This window comes from Pseudarthrobacter sp. NCCP-2145 (assembly GCF_023708005.1).
In the GTDB taxonomy this organism is placed as follows: domain Bacteria; phylum Actinomycetota; class Actinomycetes; order Actinomycetales; family Micrococcaceae; genus Arthrobacter; species Arthrobacter oxydans.
Genome location: NZ_BRCG01000021.1, coordinates 67,412 through 81,533 on the forward strand (window position 1 = coordinate 67,412; position 14,122 = coordinate 81,533).

The following is a 14,122-nucleotide window of genomic DNA, read 5'->3' on the forward strand; positions in this document are numbered from 1 at the left end:
GGGAGTCACACAGCCGGCACGCCGGGATCACGGCTGTACCGGGAAGTCATGAAGGGTTTGTAGGAGGCCGCTGCCCCGTCAGCTGCGCTTCGGATGCGAAGATCCGCACCGGCAGAGTCATCCCGGCGGAGTTCAGCGACGTCCAGGAGGACTCCGTCTCTGACTCGCAGGGTGTGGCGGATGGAACCCGCTCCGGTGTGGCGCTCCATCTGCAGGTCCCCGCCATGCCAGGTGCACCGCGCAGGAGCGTCCGGGCCGGGGCTCACGTTGTCGACGTAGTACCAAAGGACATCCCGGCGGACGGGATCGACCGTGAAGATGCCGTGGCCCTCGAAGTGGCTTCCATCCGATTCTGTGTGACGGTAGCTCTGCACCACGGCCGAGCCTCCGGCAACCAGGGTGAACGTCATTTCGGCGTCCACGGTCCGTTCCGCGCCCCAGGGGCCGGACTCGAGCCGTGTGGTCCCCCGCCACCGGCCCAGCAGGTTCGCCAGGGCCGGGTGGCCATGATCGGTGCGGGGCCGGTCCATGTTTCGTCCTCCCCTAGCCCGGGCAGTGGCCTGCCCTTCACGGGTTCATCCTAAGCCTGGGCCCCGGAGATCAGAAGCCGAAAGTTTCAGTCTCCTCGAACGGTCCCACCACGGTCACGGTCCGGGGTGCAGCAGCCAGTTCGGCCGCCAGTTCCTGGACCTGTTCGGCGGTGACAGCCTTGATCAGCCGAAGCGTTTCGTCGATGTCCTGGTATTCGCCGGAGACGAGCTCGGCGCGGCCCAGCCGGGACATCCGGGAACCGGTGTCCTCCAGGGCCAGCACGATTCCGCCACCCAGCTGGCCCACGGCCTTGCGGAGCTCGTCGTCGGAGATTCCGTGCTCCGCCAGTTTGTCCAGCTCAACGGCCAGCAACTCCAGCACCTGGCGTACCTTCGACGGTGTGCACCCGGCGTACATGCCGAAATAGCCGGCGTCCGCATAGGAGGATGCGAAGGAATACGTGGAGTACACGAGCCCGCGCTTCTCCCGGATCTCCTGGAACAGCCGTGAGGACATGCCCCCGCCCAGCACGGCATTCAGGACGCTCATGACGTAGCGCCTTTCGTCCGTGGCCACGATGGTGGGGCAGCCCATGATGATGTTGGCCTGTTCCACGGCGCGCTTGACCACGTGCAGGCCCGCCGTTCCCGTGATGAGGGCACGGTCGGTGGACCGGCGTTCCACCGGTGCGGCATCGGACTCCAGCGACCAGCCGGCCGACTCGAGGGCATCCACCACGAGGTTGCAGACGACGTCGTGGTCCAGTCCTCCGGCTGCGGTGATGACCAGCTCATCCGGGCGGTAGTACCGCTGGTAGTGTTCCCAGACCGAGTCGCGGGCCACGGCCCTGATGGCGTCCGGGGTGCCGCCGATGGGGCGGCCCAGGGGGTGGCTGCCAAGCACGGCCGCCACAAAGTGCTCATGGGCGACGTCGGTGGGGTCGTCGCTGTCCATCGCGATTTCCTCCAGGATGACGTCGCGCTCCTGCTCCATCTCAGCGGGGTCCAGGACGGCTCCGGTGATCATGTCCGCGATGACGTCGATAGCCATGGGCAGGTCCGTATCCAGGACCCGCGCGAAGTAGCACGTGCTCTCCTTGGCCGTAGCGGCGTTTGACTCGCCGCCCACCTCGTCGAAGGCCGAAGCGATCTCCAGCGCCGTCCGGCGCCTGGTGCCCTTGAACAGGAGGTGTTCCAGGAAGTGGGTGGAGCCGTGCTGTCCCGGTGCCTCATCCCGTGAACCGACGCCCACCCAGAAACCAATGGTGGCCGACCGCTGCCCAGGCATCGCCTCGGTGAGTACCCGCACTCCCCCGGGCAGCACCGAGCGCCGGACTTCGGAGCCGCCGTCGGAACCGTGGACCAGGGTGTCGCCGGGGTGGTTCTGCTCAAGCGGCAGGGGTACAACAGTCATTGAGGCCTTTCAAAAGGGGCAGCCGGGATCTGGCTGCCATCGTAACAGCGGCGGGGCCGGTGGATCATCCACCGGCCCCGCCGATTCATACTTCAACCTGCAGGCCGTGCCCGCAAGGCGGAATGCTAGACGTCAGCGCCTTCAGCAGGTTCCGTGGCGTGGGCACGCTCGGTCTCGGCCGCGGCGCCTTCTTCCTCGGCAACTACGGGGGCGAGGGAGAGCTTTCCACGGTCGTCGATCTTGGTGATTTCCACCTGGACCTTCTGGCCGACGGAGACGACGTCCTCGACATTGTCCACGCGCTTGCCGTTGGCCAGCTTGCGGAGCTCGGAGATGTGCAGGAGGCCGTCCTTGCCCGGGGTCAGCGAAACGAAGGCACCGAAGGTGGTGGTCTTGACGACCGTACCAAGGTAGCGCTCGCCGATTTCCGGGACCTGCGGGTTGGCGATGGCGTTGATGGCGGAGCGTGCGGCCTCGGCAGACGGACCGTTGGTGGCGCCAATGTAGACCGTGCCGTCGTCCTCGATGGAGATGTCGGCGCCGGTGTCTTCCTGGATCTGGTTGATCATCTTGCCCTTGGGGCCGATGACCTCGCCGATCTTGTCCACGGGGATCTTCACTGCGATGACGCGCGGCGCGAACTCGGAGAGCTCGTCCGGGGTGTCAATGGCGGAGTCGATGACCTCGAGGATGTGCAGGCGGGCTTCGCGGGCCTGCTTCAGGGCTGCTGCCAGCACTGATGCGGGGATGCCGTCGAGCTTGGTGTCGAGCTGGATGGCCGTGACGAACTCGGACGTGCCGGCAACCTTGAAGTCCATGTCGCCGAAGGCATCTTCGGCACCGAGGATGTCGGTCAGGGCCGCGTAGCGGGTCTGGCCGTCAACCTGGTCGGACACCAGGCCCATGGCGATACCGGCGACGGCGGCCTTGAGGGGCACACCGGCGTTCAGCATGGACAGGGTGGAGGCGCAGACGGAACCCATCGACGTCGAACCGTTGGAGCTGAGAGCCTCGGACACCTGGCGGATGGCGTACGGGAACTCCTCGCGGGACGGCAGGACCGGCACGAGCGCGCGCTCGGCCAGGGCGCCGTGGCCGATTTCTCGGCGCTTGGGCGAGCCCACGCGGCCGGTCTCGCCGGTGGAGTACGGCGGGAAGTTGTAGTTGTGCATGTAGCGCTTGGTCTTGACCGGTGACAGCGAGTCGATCTGCTGTTCCATCTTCAGCATGTTAAGCGTGGTGACACCCATGATCTGGGTCTCGCCGCGTTCGAAGATGGCCGAGCCGTGGACGCGCGGCAGGACCTCAACCTCGGCGGTGAGCTGGCGGATGTCCGTCAGGCCACGGCCGTCGATGCGGATCTGGTCCTTGAGGATGCGCTGGCGCACAACGTGCTTGGTGACCGAGCGGAACGCTGCGGACAGCTCCTTCTCGCGGCCTTCGAACTGGCCGGCCAGTGAAGAGGTGACCTCGTCCTTCAGGGCGTCCGAAGCGTTGTCGCGCTCCTGCTTGTCAGCGATCTGGAAGACAGCGGTGAGCTTCTCGGCCGCAGCGGCCTCAACGGCGGCGTAGACGTCGTCCTCGTAGTCGAGGAAGACCGGGAACTCGACGGTCGGCTTGGCTGCACGCGCGGCGAGGTCGGCCTGGGCGTCGCACAGTGCCTTGATGAACGGCTTCGCAGCCTCAAGGCCCTCGGAGACAACCTCTTCGGTGGGGGCGGTGGCGCCCTGTTCCTTGATGAGGTTCCAGGAGTTGTCCGTGGCTTCGGCTTCCACCATCATGATGGCGACGTCGTCACCGGCGATACGGCCGGCAACAACCATGTTGAACACGGAGTTTTCCAGCTGGGAGTGCTTGGGGAAAGCAACCCACTGTGAACCGTTTTCGTCGGCAACCAGGGCAACGCGGACGCCGCCGATGGGCCCGGAGAACGGCAGGCCGGAGAGCTGGGTGGACATGGAGGAGGCGTTGATGGCCACCACGTCGTAGAGCTCGTCGGGGTTGATGGCCAGCACGGTCACCACGATCTGGACCTCGTTGCGCAGGCCCTTGATGAAGGCGGGGCGCAGCGGGCGGTCCATCAGGCGGCAGGCCAGGATGGCTTCGGTGGACGGGCGTCCTTCGCGGCGGAAGAACGAGCCCGGGATGCGGCCGGCAGCGTACATGCGCTCTTCGACGTCGACCGTCAGCGGGAAGAAGTCGAAGCCTTCACGCGGATGCTTGCCCGCGGTGGTGGCGGACAGCAGTGCGGTGTCGTCGTCGATGTACACCATTGCCGCGCCGGCTGCCTGCTTGGCAAGGCGGCCGGTTTCAAAGCGGATGACCCGCTTGCCGAATCGGCCGTTGTCAATGACTGCTTCTGAGAACTGGATTTCGGGACCCTCCAAGAGAGTCACCTCCGTTTCTGTTTTACGGAAGTCCAGCCGCATCAACCCAGCCAGCATCTGTCTACTGGCCCTGCACCCGGTCATCGATCGAGACCCACGGGCCGGGGCTTCCGTCAAGGAAGCCGTTCCCGGGGATCACTACCGAGGACCGCGAATGCGTGATGCGGTTGATCCTCCTGTTTAGTTATTCAGGTGAAGAAGGCGGCCCGTTCCACGGAGGAAAGGGCCGCCCCAAAGTGTGACTAGCGGCGCAGGCCGAGGCGCTCGATGAGCGAACGGTAGCGGGCGATGTCAGTCTTCTTGAGGTAGCTCAGCATGCGCTTGCGACGACCAACCATGGCCAGCAGACCGCGCTGGGTGTGGTAGTCGTGCTTGTGCTCCTTCATGTGCTCAGTCAGATCCTTGATCCGCTGGGTCAGGACAGCAACCTGGACCTCGGGTGAACCGGTGTCACCTTCGCCGGTTGCGTATTCCTTGATGATGGACTGCTTTACAGCGGCGTCAAGTGCCACAATATCTCCTTGGGATGTGCCGTGAGGGCCCAGGTCAGTACTTCACTGCCGGGTCTGCTGCCGCGGCTGGCAACCGGAAACCGGTCAGCGCCGTACGCAACAGGAACCAGCCGCCACGGACTGCAGCCGGATCCATCGTTCAGTTTACCGGCCGGTGCCTAATCTTGTCGAAACAGTGCCCGCGCTATGCCTGGAGGCGCTTCCGCATGGCCTCCATGCCCTGCAGGACCTCCCGGAAACTGGTGCTCAGCGGAGAGAGGCCCACGCGAATGCCGTGCGGAGCACGGAAGTCCGGAATGACGTCCCCGTCCCAGAGCGCCTCCACTGTTGCCTTGGTAAACTCCGCGTGGTCCACCGTGATGTGGCTGCCCCGCCGGGCGGGATCCCGCGGCGTTGCCAGCTCCGCCCCGAGGGGAGCCAGCAGGACGTCAAAAACCTCGACGGCGAAGGCTGTCAGCTTCTCCGATTTCTCCCGGATGGCAGCCATGGACGCTTCCTCGATCAGGTCCAGGGTGCCCTGCATGGCGATCATTCCGAAGATGGCGGGCGTTCCGCTGAGGAAGCCCCGGATCCCGGCGGCCGGCTCATATCCTGCAGCCATCTCAAAGGCGTCCTTGCGGCCCATCCACCCCCAGATCGGCTGGTTGAGCGACGGCAGGTGCCGGTGGTTAACATAGGCAAAAGCCGGCGACCCCGGTCCCCCGTTGAGGTATTTGTAGGTGCAGCCGGCGGCGAAGTCCACGCCCGCATCGTCCAGCCCGATCTCCACCGACCCCGCGGAATGGCACAGGTCCCACACCACCAGTGCGCCGGCGTCGTGCACTGCGGCCGTGATGGCGGGAAGGTCCGCCAGGTGGCCGGAACGGTAGGCGATCTGGCTGAGGAGGACGACGGCGGTGCGCGGGCCGGTTGCCTCGCGCACCTGGTCAACGGTGACCCCGGCGGCCGGATCCGCCTGGATCCAGCGGAGGGTGAGTCCCTCCTCCAGCGCTATGCCCTCCACCAGGTAGCGGTCCGTGGGAAAGTTTTCGGTGTCCAGGACCAGCTCGTTGCGGTCTGGGTCGGCCACCGCGGCGAGGGCGGCACGGATCAGCTTGTACAGCACCACGGTGGTGGAGTCCGCAATGATGGTCTGGCCGGGAGCCGCTCCCAGCACTGCCCGGCCCAGCTGGTCACCGATGGCCTGGGGCATCGCGAGCCATCGTTCATCCCAGCTGCGGATGAGGCGGCCGCCCCAGTCGTCGCGGATGAAGGCGGCGACGTCGTCGGCGGTCCGCTTGAGGGGCCGGCCCAGGGAGTTGCCGTCCAGGTAGGACACCGGGGTGTCCGAGCCGATGAAGTGGTGGCGGTAGTGGGCCAGCGGATCATGGCTGTCCAGCTCTTCCGCGCGCTGCTGCAAAGTGATGGCCGCCTTCCCGTGGACCGGCTGGTGGTTGGTGCCCGGGCGGAGCGCCCCCTGGTGCGTGCTCATTGGCCGATTTCCGTCCGGACTGCGAACAGTTCAGGGAAGAACGTCAGTTCCAGCGCCTTCTGCAGGAAGGCCGCGCCGCTCGAGCCGCCGGTGCCCGCCTTCATGCCGATAGTCCGCTGTACCGTCCGGAGGTGCCGGAACCGCCACAGCTGGAAATTGTCCTCAAGGTCCACCAGTTCCTCGCAGGCCTCGTACGCGCCCCAGTTGGCTGCGGCGTTCTCGTAGATGTGCTTGAAGAGTGGCACCAGGGCCGGCGTGTACTCGTGGGCCCTGGTCACGTCCCGCTGGAGGACCGACGCCGGAACGTCGAAGCCCTGCCGGGCGAGGTAGCCCAGGAATTCGTCATAGATGCTGGGGGCTGCCAGCAGTTCCTCCAGCATGGCGTGGGCATCCGGGTCCGACTCGAACACCGGGAGCATCTTGCGGTTCTTGTTGCCCAGCACGAACTCCACGGCCCGGTACTGGCTCGACTGGAAGCCCGAGGAGTTGCCCAGGAAGCCGCGGAACTGGGAGTACTCGGTGGGGGTCAGCGTTGCCAGGACCGACCACTGTTCGGTCAGGGTCTTCTGGATGTGCTTGACCCGGGCAATGCCCTTCAGCGCTGATCCGAGGTCATCGGCCCGCAGCCAGGCCGCCGCGCTGCGCAGTTCATGCAGGACCAGCTTGAGCCACAGCTCCGTGGTCTGGTGCTGGATGATGAAAAGCATCTCATCGTGGTGCTCGGGCTCGCTGACCGGCTGCTGCGCGCTGAGGAGGGTTGGCAGCTGGAGGTAGGAGGAGTAGCTCATCCGCGAACTGAAGTCGCGGACAATGCCCTTGTCCAGCTTCCGGGTGTTCTTTTCGACGGACACGGTGCTGCCTTTCCCTGGTGGGCGCCCCTAGCGCCTGGCCAGCAGCTCGTGTGCCTGGACGACGTCCAGGCGCATCTGCTCCACGAGTGCTTCAGGCCCACGGTAGGCCACCATGCCCCGGAGGCGGGCAACGAATTCCACAACTACTGTCTGGCCGTACAGATCGAAGTCTTCCACGTCCTCTTTGGGCCGGTCGATCACATGGGCTTCCACCTGGCGGCTGACGCCGTCGAACGTGGGGTTTGAGCCCACTGAGATGGCCGCCGGCCACCGGGTCCCTGCCTGGTCCACCAGCCAGCCCGCGTAAATGCCGTCGGCAGGAATCAGTCCGCTGGCGTTGCTGGCCAGGTTGGCGGTGGGGAAACCGAGCGCACGGCCGCGGGCGGCGCCGTGCACAACCTCGCCGCGCATCCGGTGCGGGCGTCCCAGGACAGCGGACGCCGTGGCAACGTCACCCTCCTGCAGGGCTTCCCGCACCCAGGTGGAGGAACAGCGGCGGTCCGTGCCGTCGTCGTCATGCAGGGGGTAGCCCTCGGAGCCGAACTCGCTGATCACCTGCACCTCAAACCCGAACTTCCGGCCGAGCTGCTTCATGGTGTCCAGGTCCCCTGAATTGCCGCGGCCGAAGCGTACATCGTGGCCGATCACAACATGGCCGGCATGCAGGCAGTCCACCAGGTACTGCTCCACGAATTCCTCGGGGGTGAGGCTGGCCAGGTCAAGCGAATACTTCATGACCAGGATGGCGTCCAGGCCCAACTCCCCCAGCGCCTCCAGCTTGTCCTGCAGCCCCATGATCAGTTCAGGCGCGGACTCGGGACGGTGGACCTGTGCCGGGTGCGGGTCGAAGGTGACCACAACGGCTTTGGACCTTGTGATCCGGGCCGTGCGGATCAGTTCGGACAGCACCTGCTGGTGTCCCCGGTGAACGCCGTCGAAGTTCCCGATGGTGACAACAGATGGGCCGAAGTCCGCCGGGACCTCGGACGGATCGTTCCAGATGTAGACCATCACCCTCGCCTTAACCGCTTGCAAGTATCAATGTTCGGGCCTGGTACCGGCCGCGGAACTCTCTAAGATTACCTGCATTCGGGAGCCCGCCCGGACGACGGGAAGGGCGGGGTCCGGGCTGTTATTGTTCCGCCGCCGCTGCCGGCCCCTCGTCCGGAGCCGGTGCGGCAAACAGGCGGAGCAGGCCGTCCACTTCCTGCGCGGCAGTTGCGGGATGCCGGAAATGCTGATGCGGGCGGATGGTGTAGTGGGTCCTGCGGCCCACCCTCGCCCGCTGGAGGTAGCCCGCACTTTCGAGGTCCTTGAGGATCTGGAGGGCGGCCCGGGTGGTGATACCCACCCGCTCGGCGATGTCTGCCACCAGGATGTCCGGATCCCCTGCCACGGACAGCAGGACGTGCCCGTGGTTGGTGAGGAACGTCCAGGCGGGCCGGGCGGGCCCGCCTGGACGTGAAGCTTCCAGGCCGCTTCCGCCGGAACGCTCAGCTGTCATGGATGCTCCGTCGTTCCTGGTGTCATGGGTGGTCGGCCCTGCTTGGCACCCCGCGCCGCCACAACGGTTCCAGGGCACGCATTTCCTCAGGTGATGCGGTTCCGAACGGTGCACGCTCCGGCGTGGGAAGCGGCCGGCGCCCCTGGCCCCGGGTTGCCCACAGGCTTGCTGCCACTGACACGAGGAGGATCGCGGCAATGACGGCAAGGGAAATCGGCGTGGGGATGTAGTAGATGTCGATCTTCAGGAACATCTTGATGCCCACCCAGATCAGGACGAGCGCCAGGCCGGTCTTGAGGTAGATGAACCGGTGGATGAGGTCCGCCAGGAGGAAGTACATGGCACGGAGGCCCAGGATGGCGAAGGCGTTAGCGGTGAATACCAGGAACACGTCATCGGTGACGGCGAAGATCGCAGGGATGGAGTCGACGGCGAAGATAATGTCCGTGACCTCGACGAGGACCAGGACCGCCAGCAGCGGGGTGGCCAGGAGGACGCCGCCACGCCGGATGAGGAACCGTTGCCCGTGGAAATCATTGGTCATGGGTACGTGCCGGCGGAACAGCTTCAACGCCCGGGACTTTTCCGGGTCCAGGTGGTCGTCCCGGTGCCGGATCATCCGGTATCCGGTGACGAGCAGGAACGCGGCGAAGATATACAGCACCCAGCCGGCACTGGCGATGATGGCGGCGCCGGCGGCGATGAAGATGCCACGGAACACCAGGGCGCCCAGGACACCGAAGAAGAGGACGCGGTGCTGGTATTCCCGGGGTACCGCGAAGTAGGTGAAGATGATGGCCCAGATAAAGACGTTGTCCACGGCAAGGGACTTCTCGATGAGGTAACCGGCAAAGTATTGCTGGCCATACTCGGCGCCGTAGACCTGCCACACCAGCACGCCGAAGCCGACTCCGAAGGCCACCCAGACCGCGGACCATAGTGCTGCCTCCCGCACCCCGATCACATGGGCTTTGCGGTGCGCGAAGAGGTCAAGGGCAAGCATCAGGACGATGAAGAGAAGTACGGCCAGCCAGGCCCATAGGGGAACGTTCATCAGTGGGAACCTGCTTCCAGTCAGATGTACCAACTGGAGGTCTTTCCCGGCCCCCGGCGGGAGCCTGCCCCGCCGGGCCGCTCAGGGGCGGCCGGACTGACGACGAGGCATTCGGGGGATACTCCCCTCCACACGAAACAGTGAAGCATACTTCATGTTTTCGGACAAGGGTTCCGGCACAATTTTCCAGCCGCACTTGCAGGCGCCGTTACAGGAGCCGTCAGCGGCCGCGGCCTGGTGGGAAGATGTGCCTCAGGCAGCGGCCCGCGCACCCGGGCGGCGGCGGTACAGCCACACTAGCCCCAGGATGGGCAGCAGCAGGGGGATGAAGGCATAGCCGCGGCCAAACAGGGACCAGACGGTTTCATGCGGGAACTGGACGGGGTCGAAGAGGCTCAGGGCGCCCACCACCAGCACCCCGACAAGTTCCACCAGCACCGCGGCAACCGAAACCTTGAACCAGGTGCTTCCGGCCCGTGCCAGTGAGACGGTGGCCACAACGTACACAACGGCGGCGAAGGCGGACAGAAGGTACGCGAGCGGCGCCTCGGAGAACTTGGTGAGGATCTGGTAGCCCGCCCTCGCCGAGGCGGAAATCGCAAAGACGGCGTAGACGGCGATCAGCAGCCGCCCAGGACCGGTGTTCCGGCTGTTCGAGGCGCTGCTGCCCGCGTGGTCGGGCCCGGTGGTTGTGGTGTGCTGGTCTTTCACGTTGGGTGCTTCTTCCACTTCAGTACCAGATCTGGTTCATTCGGGCCGCCATGACCAGCGCGGTAACGCCGACGGCGGCCAGGACAAAGTTGCTCCATCTGGTCCGTTCCAGGATGGACCAGTAGACGGCGGCAGGGGGCAGGAGCATGGCGGTGACAAGGTAGCCCCAGAACTCCCATGCCTCGCCGGCGATGGGCTCGCCGGCAACCACCCGGATGACGGATCCCACCAGGTAGACGAGGAGCGCGACCTCCACCGCGGCGACGGACAAGATCGTGACATCGTTCGGCGCCTTCCGAAGGATGCCCGCCGCAAGGCACACCGCCGTGGACAGGAGTCCGACCACCAGGATGATGTAGAAATACGCGTCCACCGTCACCCCTCCCCCGTGTTGCGGACCGGCGGGGCGCCGTTGCCGGGGGCGAACACCAGCACGGGTTTGGCGAAGCTGCCCGCATCGGCCAACAGTGCCACCAGGCTTCCGTCCGGCGCGAAAGCGGCTGCGGGGTGGTCGGCGGTGGCAGCGGCTGGGCTTCCGGGGGCGGCGCCGGCCGCGATGCGCCGGCCAAAGGAGATCTCGGTGGTTTCTTCTGCGCTGAGCTCGCGGTTGGGCATCAGGGCCCGGGCAGCCTGCGACATTTCCAGGACGTTGAGCTCTTCGGCCAGCTGGTCCAGGGTGCGGGCCTGGTCCAGGGAGTAGGGGCCCACGTGGGTCCTGCGGAGCGCGGTGAGGTGTCCGCCCACTCCCAGCGCGTTGCCCAAATCCCGGGCGAGGGCGCGGATGTACGTGCCGGAGGAGCATTCAACGGTGACGTCCAGGTCCACGACGTCTGCCTCGGGGTCCCGCCGGATGGCGTGCACCTCGAACCTGTGGATGGTGACAGGGCGGGCGGCAAGTTTCACGTCTTCACCGGACCGCACGCGCGCGTAGGCGCGTTCCCCGTTGACCTTGATGGCGCTGACGCTGCTGGGCACCTGCTGGATGTCGCCCGTCAAGGCCGCAACGCCGTCGTGGATTCCCTGCTCACTGACCCCGGACGTGCCGGCCGTGGCAATGACGTCGCCTTCGGCGTCGTCCGTCACGGTGGACTGGCCCAGGCGGATGGTGGCGGTGTAGGTCTTGGAGGTGCCCACGATGTAGGTGAGCAGCCGGGTTGCCTTGTTGATGCCCACCACCAGGACGCCGGTGGCCATGGGGTCAAGCGTTCCGGCGTGCCCTACTTTCCGGGTACCTGCGAGGCGCCGCATCCGGCCAACCACATCATGGCTGGTCCATCCCTGCGGCTTGTCCACTATCACCAGTCCAGAAAGCACGCCTCCCAGTATATCGGCGCTGGTCCCGGCCCCTGCCCACGCCCGGGCACCGGCACTCCGGAGGCACTTCCACCGCCAGCTAGGATGGCAGGCATGCCTGAGCTTGCCGCCCATGTCCGCGACGTGCCCGTCAACCAGATCCGCGAAATCACCGAGGCCGCGTGGCGCACCCCCGGCGCCCTGGTCCTCAGCATCGGCGAGCCTGGCTTTCCGGTCCCCCGGCATGTGCTGGAAGCAGCCATGGCATGCCTGGACCGGGATGAGACCAATTACACTCCGAACGCCGGCCTCCCGGCCCTGCGGGAAGCCTTCGCGGCGCGGTTTCGCGAACGCGCCGGCACCAGCCGCGGCAGCATCGACAGCATCGGCGCCGACCGGGTGTACGTGGTGGACGGCGCCCAGCAGGGCCTGCACTTTGCCATGAGCCTGCTGCTCTCCCCCGGCGACGAAATCCTGGTCCCCAACCCCGGCTACCCCACCTTTGCGATGACCGCCCGGTTGCTGAACGCCGTCCCCGTGGGCTACCCGCTCTACCCGGACCACGGCTTCCAGCCCCGGCCCGCGGACATCGAGGCGCTCGTCACTGACCGCACGCGGGTACTGGTCCTGAACTCCCCCTCCAACCCGCTCGGCGCCGTGCTGGGCGAGGACCTGACCCGGGAATTGATGGATCTGGCCCGCCGTCACGACCTCTGGGTCATCTCCGACGAATGCTATGAGGCTTTCACCTACGATGTGCCGCACGTCAGCCCCGCAAGGTTCGACGGCGATGCGCCGGGTGACGCGCGCGTCTTCACCTCCCTGACCTTGTCCAAGACCTACGGGCTCACCGGGCTGCGCATCGGCGCGCTGATCTGCCCGCCCGGCATCAAGCAGAAAATGGACAATGTGATGGAGGCGATTGTCTCCTGCGTCGCTTCACCGTCCCAGTACGCTGCACTCGCTGCCCTGACCGGGCCGCAGGACTATGTGCAGCACGCGCACGGGCATTACCTGGCAAACCGCGATGCGGCGGCCGCCGTCCTGGACGCCAAGGGAATTCCCTACCTTAAGGCGCAGGGGGCGTTCTATCTGTGGGCGGATGTCTCCCATGCCACCGGCGGGGACGTCCGCGGGTGGGTGCGGCGGTTCCTTGCAGACTCGGGCGTTGCCCTGGCGCCGGGAACGGCCTTCGGTTCCATCGGCGAAGGGTGGGTCCGGGTGGCCCTGTGCGGACGGCAGGAGGATCTCGTGGAGGGGCTGGGCCGGCTGCCGGGCCGGACCGGGCAGGGTTAGTTCAGCTGGTCTGGCCGGGCAGGCCGGTTGCCGTAGGCGCGCAGTTAGTTTGCCCGTCCCGCCAGCGCACCGTCCAGCCAGGAACGGAGTACCTCCGCGGGGGCCGCCCCTGCCTGGCGGGCGGCCACTTTCCCGTCAACCATCACCATCAGCGTGGGAATCGCCTGGACGTCGAACCTCCGCGACAGGCCCGGCGACTTGTCCACATCCACCTTGACGAGCTTGATCCGGCCGGGCCGTTCCCGGGCCAGCTTGTCCAGCACCGGGCTCACCATGCGGCAGGGGCCGCACCAGGCAGCCCAGAAGTCCACGAGCACGGGAACGGGTGACTGCTCCGCGACGGCCGCGAAGTCCGCATCCCCCGCGGCCACGATCCAGGGCAGTTCCGCCTTGCAGCTGCCGCAGCGGGGCCTGCCTGCCGCCTGGGCCGGGACCCTGTTGGTCTTGCCGCAGGCCGGACAGGAGGTGAGTGCGGGTTCCATTCCTAGTATTCCTTCCTGCCCGCGAAGTCCCGCCACGCCTGGAACGGCGCGTGCGACGACGGGATGTCGCTTCGGGTGACGGGCAACAGTTCCGGCCGGGTCCCGTCGAAGTACTCGTAGAAAACTGCGTCGTCGAAACCTGCGGCTGCGGCGCCGTGGCGGTCCGCGGCAAAGTAGACGCGGTCGATCCTTGCCCACAGTGCGGACGCCAGGCACAGCGGGCAGGGCTCGCAGCTGGCATAGAGGACCGCTCCCTGCAGGTCATAGTTGGCTATGGCCGTTGCTGCGGCGCGGATGGCCACCACTTCGGCGTGGGCGGTGGGATCGTTGTCCAGGGTTACGCGGTTGACGCCTTCATGCACCCGCCCGTCGGCGGTCACCACCAGCGCGCCGAACGGTCCTCCTCCTGCGCCGACGTTCCGGGTGGCCAGCTCCACGGCCTGCTCGAGGTACTTCGCGGTGTGGTCCGTGTCATTCGGCTCGTTCATAGCTAGATCCTAATACGAAGGTGATGGCTGTCAGGCTGCGGTAGCGGGGGTTATGGTGACGTTGAAGCCGAGGTTGTTGAGCTTTTTGATGGCGTTGTTTTTGGCTTTGATCGGGTCCAGACGGGTGAA

At 66.3% G+C, this 14,122-nt stretch carries 15 protein-coding genes and 1 pseudogene; 2 read left to right on the plus strand and 14 right to left on the minus strand.

All coding sequences use genetic code 11. The features are described 5' to 3' along the window. Positions 1-5: 5 nt before the first annotated feature. From NFU08_RS16820 to truB, 12 genes are all read right to left on the minus strand, one after another. A complete protein-coding gene (locus NFU08_RS16820) occupies positions 6-530 on the minus strand; it encodes a DUF1579 family protein (RefSeq protein WP_251424773.1) in 525 nt (174 codons plus the stop codon). Positions 531-600: 70 nt separating this feature from the next. Continuing rightward, on the minus strand, positions 601-1,944 hold the full coding sequence (locus NFU08_RS16825; RefSeq protein WP_251424775.1) for a pitrilysin family protein: 1,344 nt from the start codon (positions 1,942-1,944) through the stop codon (positions 601-603). 125 nt (positions 1,945-2,069) lie between these two features. Further along, positions 2,070-4,331 (minus strand): polyribonucleotide nucleotidyltransferase, encoded by a 2,262-nt coding sequence (locus NFU08_RS16830; protein ID WP_174178905.1) that lies wholly within the window; start codon positions 4,329-4,331, stop codon positions 2,070-2,072. A 242-nt stretch (positions 4,332-4,573) separates the two neighbouring features. Continuing rightward, entirely contained in the window at positions 4,574-4,843 is a 270-nt protein-coding gene (rpsO, locus tag NFU08_RS16835) for a 30S ribosomal protein S15 (RefSeq protein ID WP_013600532.1), read from the minus strand. A 184-nt stretch (positions 4,844-5,027) separates the two neighbouring features. Then, positions 5,028-6,314 (minus strand): kynureninase, encoded by a 1,287-nt coding sequence (kynU, locus tag NFU08_RS16840; protein ID WP_174178772.1) that lies wholly within the window; start codon positions 6,312-6,314, stop codon positions 5,028-5,030. Continuing rightward, positions 6,311-7,165 (minus strand): tryptophan 2,3-dioxygenase, encoded by an 855-nt coding sequence (gene kynA, locus NFU08_RS16845; protein ID WP_174178774.1) that lies wholly within the window; start codon positions 7,163-7,165, stop codon positions 6,311-6,313. Before kynA ends, kynU begins: the two co-directional genes overlap by 4 nt. A gap of 27 nt (positions 7,166-7,192) precedes the next feature. Continuing rightward, positions 7,193-8,176, minus strand: a complete 984-nt coding sequence (locus NFU08_RS16850; protein WP_174178776.1) for a bifunctional riboflavin kinase/FAD synthetase — start codon at positions 8,174-8,176, stop codon at positions 7,193-7,195. A 121-nt stretch (positions 8,177-8,297) separates the two neighbouring features. Further along, positions 8,298-8,669, minus strand: coding sequence for a winged helix-turn-helix domain-containing protein (locus tag NFU08_RS16855; RefSeq protein WP_174178778.1), 372 nt, complete (start codon positions 8,667-8,669; stop codon positions 8,298-8,300). A 22-nt stretch (positions 8,670-8,691) separates the two neighbouring features. Next, complete coding sequence (locus NFU08_RS16860; protein WP_174178780.1) at positions 8,692-9,723, minus strand: TerC family protein; 1,032 nt, start codon at positions 9,721-9,723, stop codon at positions 8,692-8,694. 252 nt (positions 9,724-9,975) lie between these two features. Further along, on the minus strand, positions 9,976-10,434 hold the full coding sequence (locus NFU08_RS16865) for a hypothetical protein (RefSeq protein WP_174178907.1): 459 nt from the start codon (positions 10,432-10,434) through the stop codon (positions 9,976-9,978). A gap of 19 nt (positions 10,435-10,453) precedes the next feature. Then, entirely contained in the window at positions 10,454-10,807 is a 354-nt protein-coding gene (locus NFU08_RS16870; RefSeq protein ID WP_174178782.1) for a hypothetical protein, read from the minus strand. A gap of 2 nt (positions 10,808-10,809) precedes the next feature. Further along, complete coding sequence (truB, locus tag NFU08_RS16875; protein WP_174178784.1) at positions 10,810-11,748, minus strand: tRNA pseudouridine(55) synthase TruB; 939 nt, start codon at positions 11,746-11,748, stop codon at positions 10,810-10,812. Positions 11,749-11,841: 93 nt separating this feature from the next. Here truB and NFU08_RS16880 point away from each other — a divergent pair, with 93 nt between their 5' ends. Further along, on the plus strand, positions 11,842-13,023 hold the full coding sequence (locus NFU08_RS16880; RefSeq protein ID WP_174178786.1) for a pyridoxal phosphate-dependent aminotransferase: 1,182 nt from the start codon (positions 11,842-11,844) through the stop codon (positions 13,021-13,023). A 44-nt stretch (positions 13,024-13,067) separates the two neighbouring features. Here the strand turns inward: NFU08_RS16880 and trxA are convergent, their stop codons facing one another. Both trxA and NFU08_RS16890 read right to left on the minus strand, forming a co-directional pair. Further along, positions 13,068-13,505 (minus strand): thioredoxin, encoded by a 438-nt coding sequence (trxA, locus tag NFU08_RS16885; protein ID WP_174178788.1) that lies wholly within the window; start codon positions 13,503-13,505, stop codon positions 13,068-13,070. 2 nt (positions 13,506-13,507) lie between these two features. After that, positions 13,508-13,993: a nucleoside deaminase gene (locus tag NFU08_RS16890; protein ID WP_251424777.1), complete on the minus strand. Its 486-nt coding sequence runs from the start codon at positions 13,991-13,993 to the stop codon at positions 13,508-13,510. Between the two features lie 46 nt (positions 13,994-14,039). On the opposite strand from NFU08_RS16890, the pseudogene NFU08_RS21040 reads away from it, so the two are divergent. Beyond that, positions 14,040-14,122, plus strand: a pseudogene (locus NFU08_RS21040) (hypothetical protein); the annotation flags it as partial.

What these genes read in the sequence shown, in the direction of transcription:
- NFU08_RS16890 (WP_251424777.1), bottom strand. Translation starts at nt 13,993, where the DNA reads ATGAACGAGCCGAATGACACGGACCACACCGCGAAGTACCTCGAGCAG.
- NFU08_RS16880 (WP_174178786.1), top strand. Translation starts at nt 11,842, where the DNA reads ATGCCTGAGCTTGCCGCCCATGTCCGCGACGTGCCCGTCAACCAGATC.
- NFU08_RS16860 (WP_174178780.1), bottom strand. Translation starts at nt 9,723, where the DNA reads ATGAACGTTCCCCTATGGGCCTGGCTGGCCGTACTTCTCTTCATCGTC.
- trxA (WP_174178788.1), bottom strand. Translation starts at nt 13,505, where the DNA reads ATGGAACCCGCACTCACCTCCTGTCCGGCCTGCGGCAAGACCAACAGG.
- kynU (WP_174178772.1), bottom strand. Translation starts at nt 6,314, where the DNA reads ATGAGCACGCACCAGGGGGCGCTCCGCCCGGGCACCAACCACCAGCCG.
- NFU08_RS16855 (WP_174178778.1), bottom strand. Translation starts at nt 8,669, where the DNA reads ATGACAGCTGAGCGTTCCGGCGGAAGCGGCCTGGAAGCTTCACGTCCA.
- NFU08_RS16820 (WP_251424773.1), bottom strand. Translation starts at nt 530, where the DNA reads ATGGACCGGCCCCGCACCGATCATGGCCACCCGGCCCTGGCGAACCTG.
- NFU08_RS16850 (WP_174178776.1), bottom strand. Translation starts at nt 8,176, where the DNA reads ATGGTCTACATCTGGAACGATCCGTCCGAGGTCCCGGCGGACTTCGGC.
- NFU08_RS16825 (WP_251424775.1), bottom strand. Translation starts at nt 1,944, where the DNA reads ATGACTGTTGTACCCCTGCCGCTTGAGCAGAACCACCCCGGCGACACC.